Genomic DNA, 13,052 nt, shown 5'->3' with positions numbered 1-13,052 from the left:
TCACCTCGGAACTCGAACTGAACGCGCGTTCAGCACTCCATGATGTCAGGGACTCGACGGAGAGGACATGACGATGAGTGCGTTCGACGATGGCCTCATGGCGGATCGCACGGTTTTCGTGGCCGGCGGCACGAGCGGCATCAACCTCGGCATCGCCCGCAGGTTCGCGCAACTCGGGGCGCGGGTGGCCGTGGCCGGGCGGAACCCCGAGAAGGCGAAGACCGCGGCCGACTCGATCGGTGTCGGCGCGCTCGGACTCTCGGCAGATGTACGCGACTACGAGGCCATCCGCGGCGCGATGGAGCAGGTCGCGGCAGAGCTCGGCCCGCTCGATGTCGTGGTGTCCGGCGCAGCCGGCAACTTCCTCGCCCCGGCTGCGCAGATGTCGGCCAACGCCTTCCGCACGGTGGTCGACATCGACCTCAACGGCACGTTCAACGTCTTCCGCGGCTGCTACGACCTGCTCCGCACCCCTGGCGCCTCGCTCATCGCGATCACGGCGGGGCAGGCGGTCAACGCCATGCCCATGCAGGCGCACGCCTGCGCCGCCAAGGCAGGGATCAACCAGCTCGTCCGGGTACTGGCCATGGAGTGGGGCCCGGACGTCCGCGTCAACGGCATCTCCCCCGGCCCCATCGCGGGCACCGAGGGCATGGCCCGGCTCGCGCCCGACGACAGCACCCGCGAGGCGCACTACGCGCGGATCCCGATGAAGCGCTGGGGCGAGATCGAGGAGGTCGCCGAGGCCGCGGTCTTCCTCTCCAGCCCGTCCGCCTCCTACGTCAGCGGCACGATCCTCGACGTCGACGGCGGCTCCCAACTCGGCGACGCGACCCGCAACGACACGAGCAAGGGCTTGGCCTGAAGCCGGCAGCGGACCTGCCATCCGGCGCAGGTCAGCTCAGGAGCTCGACGTACCCGCTCGTCCCGTTCACCCGGATCCGCTGACCGTCCCGGATCAGCCGAGTGGCCCGTTCCACGCCCACCACGGCGGGGAGGCCGTACTCGCGGGCGACCACCGCGCCGTGGGTCATCTGGCCGCCCACCTCGGTCACGAGTGCCTTGATGGTCACGAACACGGGTGACCAGCTGGGATCGGTGTAGGCGGTGACGAGGATGTCGTCGGTGTCGAGGTCGGCCTGCGCCATGTCCAGGACGACGCGGGCGCGCCCCTCGACGGTTCCGGCGGACACCGCCAGCCCGGCCAGCGCACCGGCCGGGAGGTCGTCGCGCCGGTAGGACCCGGAGAGGGCCTCGCCGTCCGAGGTGAGCACGCGCGGTGGCGTGAGCGTCCGGTACCCGCGGTACTCCTCCCTGCGCCGCGCGATGAGCTGCCGGTCGGCACGCCCGGCGCGGATGACGTCGTAGAGCTCGTCGAACCGTAGGTAGTAGATGTCCTCGCGGTCGGCCACGACGCCGTCGCGCACGAGGCGGTCGGCCTCGCGCAACAGGGCCTGCTTGTAGCGGAAGTAGCGGCTGACCATGCCGAACTTGGGGTACTCGCGATAGCCGATGAAGGTCCGCAGGCGGTCGATCATCGTCTTCGTCTCGGCCGCCCGCCGGTCCCCGTCGGGCAGGGCCCGCAGCCGGGCGAGCAGGTCCTGCTCCTTCTCCCGCGCCTCCTGCCGCCCCTGCTCGAAGCGCCGGCGGCTCGCGCCGGGCTCGGCGTGCTCGACGTGACCGAGCAGCACGGGCACCAGGACGGTGGGCTGCTCGCTCCACCGGGGCCTCGTGATGTCGATCTCGCCGGCGCAGCGCATGCCGTAGGTGTCGAGGTAGCCGCGGATGGCGTCCCGCGCCGCACGCCCGCCCGCGACCCGGGGCAGGTCGTCGAGGAAGCCGTCGTCGGTGACGTCGCGCAGGAACTCCACCACCTCCGGGTGCGGGCGGACGACGTCGGCGACGTCGAGGAGCGCAAGCCCCATCTCCGACGTGATGCTGTTCGGGACGGACTGGGTGAGTGTGTCGGCCGCGCCCTCCTCCCCCAGCCACTCCCGCAGGTGCTCGTCGAGCCACCACGCCGCGTTCATCGCCGTCATGAACACGCGGTGGCTGAACGGGTCGAACAGCAGCCGCCGCAGCTCCTGGAGGTCCTCGCGGATGAAGTCGAGCAGGTCCGCTCCCTGTCGGGTGTGGATCTCGCGGTCGAGGACGGCCAGCGACGCCCGGGTCTGCCCGATCAGCTCGTCGACGACGGCCGGGTCGGGGTCGACCGGCTCCGTCGGCGGAACGGCGCGTGGTCCGCCGTCCGCGGCCGACGAGGGCTCCCCGACGAGGTCGCCGCGGTCCAGGACCGTGCGCAGCGCGTCCGCCATGAGCGGGTCGGACCGGCCCATCGCCTCCAGCAGGTTCTGCCGGCCGGCCGCCGAGGCCAGCATCCGGGCGACGTCGACGAACAGCCGTCCGCCGGCCTCGGCCATCGGCCGCGGTGTCGTCATCTGCCAGAACGAGAGCCCGAGCGGCGTCAGCGGGTCGGTCATCATCTGCTGGTGGCCGACGGAGAGGTAGACGTGGTCGCTCCCGTCGTCGGCCGGCGGGACGGGGAACAGCGTGGTGATCGGGCGGCTCTGCACGATCCGGACGTCGTCGCCGGCCAGGCACCACTCGACGTCCTGCGGGCACCCGAAGTACGCCTCGATGCGGCGGCCCAGGTCCGCGAGGCGCAGCACCTGCGCCTCGGTCAACGCCGGCTGCTGCCGGGCCTCCGGCGCGACGTCCAGCGTCTCTGTCCCGCCGCCGGGCGTGGCCCGGACCGCCCAGTGCTTCGCCGCGATGGCGCGGTCGACGACGGCGCCGTCGCGCACCGTGAAGCGGTCGGCGTTCACCAGGCCCGAGACCAGGGCCTCGCCGAGCCCGAGAACGGCCTCCACGCTGGTGACGAGCCGGTTCGACGTCACGGGGTCGGCCGTGAACAGCACGCCCGACGCGTCCGGGACGACCATCTCCTGCACGACGACGGCCATCCGGACCTGCCGGTGCTCGACCCCGCCGCGCACCCGGTAGGCCACGGCACGCTCGGTGAACAACGAGGCCCAGCACCGCCGGACGTGGTCGAGGACGGCCGCGGTGCCCACGACGTTCAGGTACGTGTCCTGCTGACCCGCGAAGGAGGCCGCCGGGAGGTCCTCGGCGGTCGCACTGGACCGGACCGCGTAGGCGGTCCCGTCGCGGAGCGGGCCGGTGACGGCCGCCGCGAGGTCGGCCGGGACCGGAAGGGTCGCGACGACGTCGCGGATCTCGGCGCTCAGCGTCGCGATCGCCTCTCGGTCGTCCGGGTCCAGGCGCGACAGCCGGTCGAGCAGGTCCTCGAACGCCGGAACGTCCGCCGTCACCCGCCGGAACGCCTCCGTCGTCACACAGAAGCCGGGCGGCACGTCGACGCCCTCGATCCGCGAGAGCTCCCCCAGGTGTGCTCCCTTCCCTCCGACCAGCGCAATCTGGCCGCGGTCGATCTCTTCGAACCCCAGCACGGGACGACCGAGCGCGACCGACGTTGCCGCGCCACTCCCGCTACCCACCACGAATTCCCCCACTTTCGTCGGCTGCAGCCACCGTCCACGCATCGCGGATTCCGGCGACGGCCGCAGAGTCTGCGGCACCCACCGGGTCTTGTGGCAAGCCCCCGGGGGCGCTATACGTTGAGGTGGGACAGAGATCGACATGCGCCACGGCTGCACGTCAGCTGAGTCCGAACTCGCGCATCTTGCGGTAGAGCGTGTTGCGTCCGATGCCGAGCGCCTGGGCGGCCCGGCTGCGGTTGCCGCCCGCCGCGCGCAGGGCCTCGGCGACCGCGTCCCGCTCGGCGGACTCCATGAGCCCGACGGTGCGGCGGGCCGTGCGGAGCTCGTCCGGCAGGTCGTCGAGCCCGACCGTGCCGCCGCGCGCACGCCGGGCGAGCAGGCGCACCGTGGTGTGGAGCTCGGCGAGGTTGCCGGGCCAGTGCCACGCGGCCAGCCGCTGCCACACCGCCGGGGCCAGGCGGGTCGCCGACTCGGGGTCGGGCAGCTCGGCCAGCATCGCCCGCACCAGCGCGGGCAGGTGCTCCGTGCTCTGCGCGAGCCCGGGCAGGCGCACGGTGGTCGCGACCCGGCGCACCACGCCGAGCACGGTGTCGTCGGCCGCGTCGAGGTCGGCGGTCAGCGCGATCGGGGCGCCGGTGTCGATCAGCGCCTGCAGCTGCGCCGCGGTGGGTGCGGGCGTCGCGTGGACGCGGCGGACGATCAGGCTGCGGCCCTGGGCGGCGGCCGTCCGGGCGCGGTCGAACCACCCCGGCTCCAGTGCCGGTTCGACCACCACCGGCTCCTCGGCGCTCCGCTCGCGCAGCACACGCAGTGCGGTGTGCAGCTTGCCCGTCCCGTCCGCCCCGGTGACCGCGATGGTCTCGCCGTGGAGCGTCGCGACCTCGACGTGCCGCTGCACGGCCGGGTCGAAGTGCACGGGTTCCCGTGCGGCGGTCCTCGTCGGCCTGCGTGGCGACCCCGCGGACGGCCTCGGTGCGGGCGCCCTGGCCGGGAGGGGGCGCACGCTGAACGCTCGGCGCCCACCGTGCTCGATGGGCTCGACGAGGGCGTCGCGCAGGCCGTCGGCCAGGGGCACGAGCATCCGTTCGGGCCGGGGCGGCGCGTGCTCGCCGAGGTACGGCCAGAGCAGGGCGTGCAGCTCCGGGCCGGTGTGGGCGAGCCCGAGGCGGTTGGCGAGCACGGTGTCGGCGTCGACGACCAGAGCGGGACCCGCCACGCGGTCCAGGGACAGGTAGGCCTGCACGAGCTCGCGGTGGCGGTCCCCCGCCTCGTCGAGGATGCGGGCCTCGATCTGGCGGCCGATGTCGCCGGCCATGACCGTCATCAGCGGGTGCACGTCCCGCAGGGAGCAGGCGAGGGAGAAGCTGCCGACCAGGCGGCCCGTGCAGGGCTCGATGATCGGTGTGCCCGCGCAGGTCAGCTGCTCGAGCACGGGGTTGTAGTGCTCCGGCCCTCGGACCAGTACCGGCTTGCGCTCGACGAGGACGGTGCCGATCCCGTTGGTGCCGATGGAGTGCTCGGAGAAGTCGAAACCCTCCGCCGCGCTGGCCCGGTCCATGACGTCGCGCTGGCGTCGTTGGGCGACGTAGCGCATGACGATGCGGCCCTCGGCGTCGGAGAGCACCATCGCCACGGGGACGTCGGCGAAGCTGTCCCGCAGCCGTTCGAACACCGGACCGGCGGCGCGGCGCAGCGCAGGCAGCACGTCGTCCGGATCGCGGTAGTCGATCTCCGTGGACACGGCGGGGACGTTGTTCCCGACGCAGCGGCGCCAGCTGTTCTCGATGTGCTGCGGCACGCCCATGGCACCTGGGGCGGCGCTGAGCAGCCCACCGCCCACCAGGGACTCGCGCGTGGTGCGGATGCGTTCGCGCTCGGCCGACGACAGGGTCGGCAGGTTCCGGACCTCGTCTCGACGCATCGTTGCCCCGTGATCCCTCGGCGGTCGCGCCCCCACTGTGCCCGACGGCGCGGGCCCGAGGCTAGGTCGCCGAGGTCGCCGTCGGGGTGTTCCGTTCTGGAACACCCCGAGCCGTTCCAGAACGGAACACCGGGGCACCCGCCCCCTCGGCGATGGTGAGTGCCACGTCACACCGGAGTTCGAGGAGGAACACGATGACGACGGCGCTGCGCCCGGACGCCCTGCGCGCCCTCTACGCCGACTGGGCCGAGATCCTCGCGACCACGCCAGGCCTCACGACGCGGCTCTTCCGCAGCATCTTCGACGAGTGGCACCAGGCCACCCGCGAGCCCGAGGACGTGACCTACCGCGAGGACACCGTCGGCGGCGTACCCGGGATCTGGGCGCTGCCGATCGGCGCGGACACCTCGACGGTGCTGCTGTACACGCACGGCGGCGGCTTCGCCGTCGGGTCGGCGGCCAGCCACCGCAAGCTCGCCGCCCACGTCGCGAAGGCCCTGGGCGCGACCGCCTTCGTGCTCGACTACCGCCGCGCCCCGGAGCACCCCCACCCGGCGCAGGTCGAGGACGGGGTCGCGGCGTTCACCGCGCTGCGCGACCGCGGCATCACCGACATCACGACGATCGGGGACTCGGCGGGCGGCAACCTCGCCGTCGCGATCCCGCTCGCCCTGCGCGAGCAGGGCCTCCCGCTGCCCACCCGGGTGATCGCGTTCTCCCCGTGGCTCGACATGGAGAACGCCGGCGAGACCCTGGCGACCAACGACGCCACCGACGCGCTCATCACCGTCCCGCTGCTCGAGGGCATGATCGCCGGGGTCCTCGCCGAGGGCCGGATCGACCCGCGCACCCCGCTGGCGAACCCGCTCTACGCCGACCTCACCGGCTTCCCCCCGCTCTACGTGAACGCGGGCGCTGTCGAGTCCCTGGTCGACAACGCCACCCGGCTCGCCGAGCGGGCCCGTGCGGCGGGCGTCGACGTGACCCTGTCCGTGGTCGACGACATGCAGCACGTCTTCCCCTTCATGGCCGGCAACGCACCCGAGGCCGACGCGGAGATCGCCGCGCTCGCCGCCTGGTTCCGCGCCTGACCCGCCCGCCTCCCGAGACCACTGGAGTTTCCGATGAGCACCACCACCTCCACCCCGGACGTCGACGCGATCGTGATCGGTGCCGGGTTCGGCGGCATCTACATGCTGCACAAGCTGCGCAACGAGCTGGGGCTGACGGTCAAGGCCTTCGAGAAGGGCGGCGGCGTCGGCGGCACCTGGTACTTCAACCGTTACCCCGGCGCCAAGTCGGACACGGAGGGGTTCGTCTACCGCTACTCGTTCGACGAGGACCTGCTGCAGGAGTGGGACTGGTCGACCCGCTACCTCGACCAGCCCGACGTCCTGGCCTACCTCGAGCACGTCGTCGAGCGCTTCGACCTCGGCCGGGACATCGCGCTGAACACCGAGGTCACCGGCGCGACCTTCGACGAGGACACCGCGCTCTGGACGGTGCGCACCGCGGACGGGGCGCAGCTGACCAGCCGTTACCTCGTCAACGCCCTCGGTCTGCTGGCGCGCAGCAACATGCCGGACGTCCCCGGCCGGGACTCCTTCGCCGGACGGCTGGTGCACACCAACGCCTGGCCGGACGACCTCGACATCACCGGCAAGCGGGTCGGGGTGATCGGCACCGGCTCGACCGGCACCCAGTTCATCGTCGCCGCCGCTCGGATGGCCGAGCACCTCACCGTCTTCCAGCGCTCCCCGCAGTACTGCGTGCCGTCGGGAAACGGCCCGGTGGACCAGGCCGAGGTCGACCGCACCAAGCAGGACTTCGACGCGATCTGGGCGCAGGTGCGCAGCTCCGTCGTGGCCTTCGGGTTCGAGGAGAGCACCGTCGAGGCGATGAGCGTCCCGGAGGAGGAGCGGCGCCGGGTGTTCCAGGAGAACTGGGACAAGGGCAACGGCTTCCGGTTCATGTTCGGCACGTTCTGCGACATCGCCACGAACCCCGACGCCAACGCCGCGGCGGCCGCGTTCATCCGGTCGAAGATCGCCGAGATCGTCGAGGACCCGGAGACCGCCCGGAAGCTGACCCCGACCGACCTCTACGCCAAGCGGCCGCTCTGCAACGAGGGCTACTACGAGACCTACAACCGCGACGACGTCGAGCTGGTCTCGATCAAGGAGAACCCCATCCAGGAGATCACCCCGGCCGGCGTGCGCACCGCCGACGGGGTCGAGCACGAGCTCGACGTCCTGGTCTTCGCCACCGGCTTCGACGCCGTCGACGGCAACTACCGGGCGATGGACCTGCGCGGCCGCGACGGCCGGCACATCGACGAGCACTGGGAGGCGGGCCCGACCAGCTACCTGGGCGTGTCCAAGGCGGGCTTCCCGAACATGTTCATGATCCTCGGCCCGAACGGCCCCTTCACCAACCTGCCGCCGAGCATCGAGACCCAGGTCGACTGGATCGGCGAGCTCATCGCCGACGCCGAGCGCGGCGGCGTGCGGACCATCGAGCCGACGCAGGAGGCCGAGGACGGCTGGACCGCCACCTGCGAGGAGATCGCGAACATGACCCTGTTCCCGCAGGCCGACTCGTGGATCTTCGGCGCGAACATCCCGGGCAAGCGCAACGCCGTCATGTTCTACATGGCCGGGATCGGCGCGTACCGCGGGCAGCTCGCCGAGGTCGCCGACGCCGGCTACAAGGGCTTCGAGCGCGACGCCGTCTGAGCACCTTCCGGGAACCGCCGGGGACCGCCGGCCTCCGACCGAGGGGAGGGCGCGGCGCCTCAGGCGTTCGCGGCGGACACCTTGGCGAGCTCCTCGGAGGTTTCCCAGATGCGCTTCGCCTCGTCCGTGTTGCGCAGCGGGGTGTAGAGCTTCTGTTCCGCGGGCGGACCGCCGAGGTGCCCGGGCCCGCTCGGGCCGTAGAGCCGACCGCGCTCGGCGTCGGGCGAGGTGGCCGCGTGGAGAGCGGGCAGGCCCGCGCTGTCGGCCGTGCCGAGCAGGATCCCCCGGGCGGAGAGGGCGCCGATGAGCCTGCGGCCCGGGGTCTCGCGGGCGCGCCCGACCTCCGGCCGGGCGGCGAGCAGGTTCGTGGGTGCGACCCCGGGGTGCGACAGGTTGCTGGTGATGCCCCAGCGGTGGGCGAGGCTGCGCCGATCGAGCTCGAGCCCGAAGAGCCCGAGGGCGATCTTCGACTGGCCGTAGGCGCGCCGGCCGTCGTAGGCGCGTTCCCAGTTCAGGTCCGGCCAGTTGATCGCTCCGCGCGCCGCGGCCACGCTGACCTGCGACGTCACGCGTGCCTTCCCGGCGCGGAGCAGGGGCAGCAGGTGGGTGACGAGGGCGAAGTGCCCGACGTGGTTGGTGCCGAACTGCAGCTCGAACCCGTCCGCGGTGGTCTGCCGGTCGGGCGGGGTCATGACGCCGGCGTTGTTGATCAAGATGTGGATCGGCCGGTCCTCGCCGCGCAGGGTCTTCCCGAGCGCGGCGACGGAGGCGAGCGAGGACAGGTCCAGTTCGCGCAGCGACACGTGCGCGCCGGGGACCTGCGCGTGGATCCTCGCCAGCGCCGCCTCGCCCTTGCGGGGGTTGCGGACGGGCAGGATCACCTCGGCTCCGGCCGCGGCGAGCCGTGTGGCCAGACCGAGACCGACCCCGTCGCTGCCTCCGGTGAGGACGGCACGCCTGCCGGTGAGGTCGGGGACGGTGATGTCGGGGCGGCGACGGGGCATGACTTCGGACTCCTCCGGTCTGGTGCGTCGGATCCGCGCACTCGCGGTGGTGCGACGGCTGCGTCGAGGTGACACCACCAAGATCCCGAGTCGTGGAGGCGTTATCCACGGCCTGCCGATCCGTGGCTGACGCGGCTCGGGCTTCGGCCCGGATGGGGGGATCGGCAGGCCGTGGCTGAGCGGATCGAGGTGGCGGTAGAAACAGCAGAGCACCCGGAGGGAGGCAGCGGACGGTGATCGACCGGAGCGGGCTGGCGGAGTTCCTGCGACGCCGTCGTGAGTCGCTGCAGCCCGAGGACGTCGGCCTCGCACGAGGGAGACGCCGCCGCACCAGCGGTCTCCGCCGCGAGGAGGTGGCGGCGCTGTGCCACATGTCGACCGACTACTACGCGCGGATCGAGCGTGAACGCGGGCCGCAGCCCTCCGAGCAGATGATCGCCTCGATCGCGCAAGGACTGCACCTGTCCCTCGACGAGCGCGATCACCTCTTCCGACTCGCCGGACATCGCCCGCCCGCCCGCGGCGCAGCCGGTGAGCACATCAGCCCCGGCCTCCTGCGGGTGCTCGACCGGCTCGACGACACCCCCGCCGAGATCAGCACCGAGCTCGGGGAGACGCTGCGGCAGAGCCCGCTGGGGGTCGCGCTCACCGGCGACACGACCCGCTTCACCGGCCCCGCCCGCAGCAGCGGCTACCGCTGGTTCACCGATCCCTCGTCCCGGCAGCTCCACGCGCCGGAAGACCACGCGTTCCTGTCACGGATGTACGCCGCGGGTCTCCGCGAGATCGTCACCCTCCGGGGCCGCGAATCCCGGGCGGCACAGCTCGCCGACCTCCTCCTCGGTCGCAGCGAGGAGTTCCGGCGCATCTGGGAGGACCACGAGGTGGGAATCCGTCCCCACGAGGTCAAGCGCTACATCCATCCCGAGCTCGGCCGGCTGGAGCTCACCTGCCAGAGGCTGGTCGACCCCGGCCAGTCGCACTCGCTGATGGTCTACACCGCCGTCCCCGGCACCGAGAGCTACGAGAAACTGCAGTTGCTCTCCGTGATCGGCGCACCATCGCTCCGCTAGGGTCGCGTTGCCCGACCGTCCCGGAACGGGGCGCGGCGCGTCCGCGTTCGGGTGCCGGGCGCACAGCGCCGAGCTGCAGGGTGTGAAATCACGCCGTGACCAGGGGATCACGGCGCGTGTGACCGCGGTTACTGGCGTCGCCCGGAGGGGTTTGCGACCATCCTTCCGATGTCCCAGGCCGCGACGCTCCGTCAGCGCCGCCACGTCGACCTCCGTCGGCAGGCGAGCGCGATCTGTGCGGCGCCCGGCCGGGGACCGCTCCTTCCGCCGACGCGGTGAGCACCCGGCCCGTACGCAGCCCCGTCTGCGCCCGTGCCCACCACCCCGCGTCCGGGAGATCCGACGATGCCCACACTGCTTCCCCCCGAGACCACCGCGCCGCCCGCCGACACCCTCGTGACGACGGACCGTCGGGGCACGAACGCGTCCGCGATCCTGCGGTCCATCCTGGACGAGGGCCCCGTCGCCCGGAGCACGATCGCCCGCCGCACCGGCCTGAGCGCTGCCGCCGTGTCTCGGCTCTGCCAGGACCTCGCGGCCCGCGACCTGATCCGCGAGCTCCCGGCGCGCGCACCGCGGGCGAACCTCGGCCGGCCGCACGTCCCGGTCGACCTCGACGACCGGCGGCACGTGGCCGGCGGCATCCACGTGGCGGTCCCGCACACCACCGTCGCGCTCAGCGACCTGCGCGGACGGGTGCTGGTGCGGGAGGTCCTCCCGCACGGCGACGCCGGTCCGGAGCGGATCCTGGATCGGGCTGCGGACACTCTGGACCGGCTGCTCCGGGAGCACACGGCCGGCCGCGGGGTCCTCGGCATCGGGCTGGCGACCGGCGGACGTGTCGACACCACCACCGGGGACGTGGTGTGGCACAACCTCCTCGGCTGGCGGGACGTCCCGGCGGGGCGGCTGCTGGCCGACCGGCTCGGCCGGCCGGTCCGCGTGGAGAACCACTCCCGCGCGCTCGCGCGGGCCGAGCTGCTCTTCGGTCCCCTGCGCCACCGTGCCCGGCGCAGCCTGGTGCACCTGTTCGTCGGGAACATGGTCGACGCCGCGCTGTCCACCGCCGGGACCGTGCACCACGGCCCCGGGTCCGCGGCGGGCGAGATCGCCCACCTGCCCCTGGGCGAGAGCACGGTGCGGTGCCCCTGTGGACGGACGGGATGCCTGCAGGCCTCGGTGTCCGACCGGGCCATGGGCGAACGGGCGGCCGCAGCGGGGGTCGTTCCCGTACCCTCGTTCGACGCCCTCGTCGCCGCCGCCCGCGCCGGCGACGACCGCGCCGTGGACCTGTTCCGGCAACGCGCACGGGTGGTGGGGCGCGCCGCAGCCCTGCTGCTCGACCTCGTCAACCCCGACGTCCTCGTGGTCGTCGAGGGCGGGCTCGTCCTGGTGCCCGAGATCGCACCGATGCTGCTCGCCGAGTTGCACGCCGAGGTGGCGGATCGGTCGCAGGTGTGCGTCGACCCCGCGGCGACCGTCCTGCCGAGCACGTTCGGACCGGACCTGCTGGGCCTCGCGGCCGGGACCGTCGTGCTCGACGACGTCTATTCGCACCCGCTCGGGCTGGGCGCGACTTAATTCCAGGAATCGCAAAATTGACACGCCGCGAAACGCGAACCAGGATGGATTGCATGAGCACCGCCGGCCGGTACAGCGCCCGCACGGGCCGCTGTCGTTGCTGCTGCCGCTAGCTCTCCCCCAGCCTGCGACGAGGCGGGCGACTCTTTCCCACTCCCTTTTCCCGGGTCCTTCCGCGCCCTTTTCCGGGCACGGATCCGGGTGCCCCTCGCTACCCCCAAGGAGCCGTCATGTCCGTCCTCGACAGCCCGATCTCCGGTACCGGCGCCGATCTCGCGGTGCATCGGGTCGCCGGCCACATCGGCGCCGACGTCACCGGCATCGACCTCGCGCGGCCGCTCGACGAGGCCACCGTCCGCGCTCTCACCGAGGCCCTGAACCGGCACAAGGTGCTGTTCTTCCGCGACCAGCAGCTCGACCACGCCGCGCAGGTCGCCTTCGGACGGCAGTTCGGCGAGCTCACCCACGCCCACCCCCACGAGGACCAGGCACCGACCGGAGCGCCCGAGATCCTCACGATCGACCCCGACGAGTACGCCGCGCGCTACGGCGAGGACTACCGCGCCGAGCAGCGCCGCCGCTACAGCTACTACGCGGGCTGGCACACCGACGTCACGGCCACGGTCAACCCGCCGGCCGCGTCGATCCTGCGCGCCGAGACGGTGCCGGAGTTCGGCGGCGACACCACCTGGACCAATCTCGTCGCCGCGTACGAGGGCCTGTCGGAGCCGCTGCGCGAGTTCGTGTCCACCCTGCGGGCCGTGCACCGCTTCGGCGGCGAGGAGGGCCCGCGCAACGAGCGCTACCGGCAGCGCGTCGAGGACAACCTGCTCGTCGCCGAGCACCCGGTCGTCCGGGTGCACCCGGTGACCGGCGAGCGCGGACTGTTCGTCAACCCCGGGTTCACGAGCCACGTCGTCGGGCTGTCCCCGCGGGAGAGCCGGGCTCTGCTCGACCTGCTCTACGCGGAGCTGGCGCGGCCCGAGTACACCGTGCGGTTCCGCTGGGCGCCCGGCAGTGTTGCCTTCTGGGACAACCGCGCGACCGCCCACCTCGCCCCGTCCGATCTGGACCATCTCGACGTCCGGCGCACCCTGCACCGCGTCACGCTCGTGGGCGACGTGCCGGTCGGCCCGGACGGGCGGGAGTCCACCCTCATCGCCGGCCGGCCGTTCACTGCCACCCCCGCCGAGGTCGTCGTCGCGGGCTGAGCCCGC

The 13,052-nt window shown here is 72.8% G+C and carries 10 protein-coding genes; 7 read left to right on the top strand and 3 right to left on the bottom strand.

Features of this window, described 5'->3' with window-relative positions:
* Positions 1 to 67: 67 nt before the first annotated feature.
* Complete coding sequence (locus AB0B41_RS02600; RefSeq protein WP_358198113.1) at positions 68 to 865, top strand: SDR family oxidoreductase; 798 nt, start codon at positions 68 to 70, stop codon at positions 863 to 865.
* Between the two features lie 31 nt (positions 866 to 896).
* Here AB0B41_RS02600 and rph read toward each other — a convergent pair whose 3' ends face one another.
* On the bottom strand, positions 897 to 3,470 hold the full coding sequence (gene rph, locus AB0B41_RS02595; RefSeq protein WP_358198110.1) for a rifamycin-inactivating phosphotransferase: 2,574 nt from the start codon (positions 3,468 to 3,470) through the stop codon (positions 897 to 899).
* Between the two features lie 208 nt (positions 3,471 to 3,678).
* Positions 3,679 to 5,442 carry a helix-turn-helix domain-containing protein gene (locus AB0B41_RS02590; protein WP_358198108.1) on the bottom strand — a complete coding sequence of 588 codons (1,764 nt, stop codon included), beginning with the start codon at positions 5,440 to 5,442 and terminating at the stop codon, positions 3,679 to 3,681.
* A 194-nt stretch (positions 5,443 to 5,636) separates the two neighbouring features.
* Here AB0B41_RS02590 and AB0B41_RS02585 point away from each other — a divergent pair, with 194 nt between their 5' ends.
* Together AB0B41_RS02585 and AB0B41_RS02580 are read left to right on the top strand one after the other, a co-directional pair.
* Positions 5,637 to 6,533, top strand: coding sequence for an alpha/beta hydrolase (locus AB0B41_RS02585; protein WP_358198106.1), 897 nt, complete (start codon positions 5,637 to 5,639; stop codon positions 6,531 to 6,533).
* Positions 6,534 to 6,566: 33 nt separating this feature from the next.
* Positions 6,567 to 8,177, top strand: a complete 1,611-nt coding sequence (locus AB0B41_RS02580) for an NAD(P)/FAD-dependent oxidoreductase (protein ID WP_358198104.1) — start codon at positions 6,567 to 6,569, stop codon at positions 8,175 to 8,177.
* Positions 8,178 to 8,236: 59 nt separating this feature from the next.
* Here the strand turns inward: AB0B41_RS02580 and AB0B41_RS02575 are convergent, their stop codons facing one another.
* On the bottom strand, positions 8,237 to 9,181 hold the full coding sequence (locus tag AB0B41_RS02575) for an SDR family oxidoreductase (protein ID WP_358198102.1): 945 nt from the start codon (positions 9,179 to 9,181) through the stop codon (positions 8,237 to 8,239).
* 233 nt (positions 9,182 to 9,414) lie between these two features.
* Here AB0B41_RS02575 and AB0B41_RS02570 point away from each other — a divergent pair, with 233 nt between their 5' ends.
* The 4 genes from AB0B41_RS02570 to AB0B41_RS02555 all read left to right on the top strand — a co-directional run bounded on the left by AB0B41_RS02570 (position 9,415) and on the right by AB0B41_RS02555 (position 13,046).
* Positions 9,415 to 10,254 (top strand): helix-turn-helix transcriptional regulator, encoded by an 840-nt coding sequence (locus AB0B41_RS02570; RefSeq protein WP_358198100.1) that lies wholly within the window; start codon positions 9,415 to 9,417, stop codon positions 10,252 to 10,254.
* A gap of 168 nt (positions 10,255 to 10,422) precedes the next feature.
* On the top strand, positions 10,423 to 10,533 hold the full coding sequence (locus tag AB0B41_RS02565) for a putative leader peptide (RefSeq protein WP_358198098.1): 111 nt from the start codon (positions 10,423 to 10,425) through the stop codon (positions 10,531 to 10,533).
* Between the two features lie 66 nt (positions 10,534 to 10,599).
* Positions 10,600 to 11,835 carry an ROK family transcriptional regulator gene (locus tag AB0B41_RS02560; protein ID WP_358198096.1) on the top strand — a complete coding sequence of 412 codons (1,236 nt, stop codon included), beginning with the start codon at positions 10,600 to 10,602 and terminating at the stop codon, positions 11,833 to 11,835.
* A 230-nt stretch (positions 11,836 to 12,065) separates the two neighbouring features.
* The gene (locus AB0B41_RS02555) at positions 12,066 to 13,046 is read left to right on the top strand and encodes a TauD/TfdA family dioxygenase (protein WP_358198094.1); all 981 of its coding nucleotides are present in this window, start codon (positions 12,066 to 12,068) and stop codon (positions 13,044 to 13,046) included.
* Positions 13,047 to 13,052 lie beyond the last annotated feature (6 nt).

The organism is Pseudonocardia sp. NPDC049154, from assembly GCF_040648315.1.
Taxonomy (GTDB): domain Bacteria; phylum Actinomycetota; class Actinomycetes; order Mycobacteriales; family Pseudonocardiaceae; genus Pseudonocardia.
This window is presented reverse-complemented; position numbering and strand designations above follow the sequence as displayed.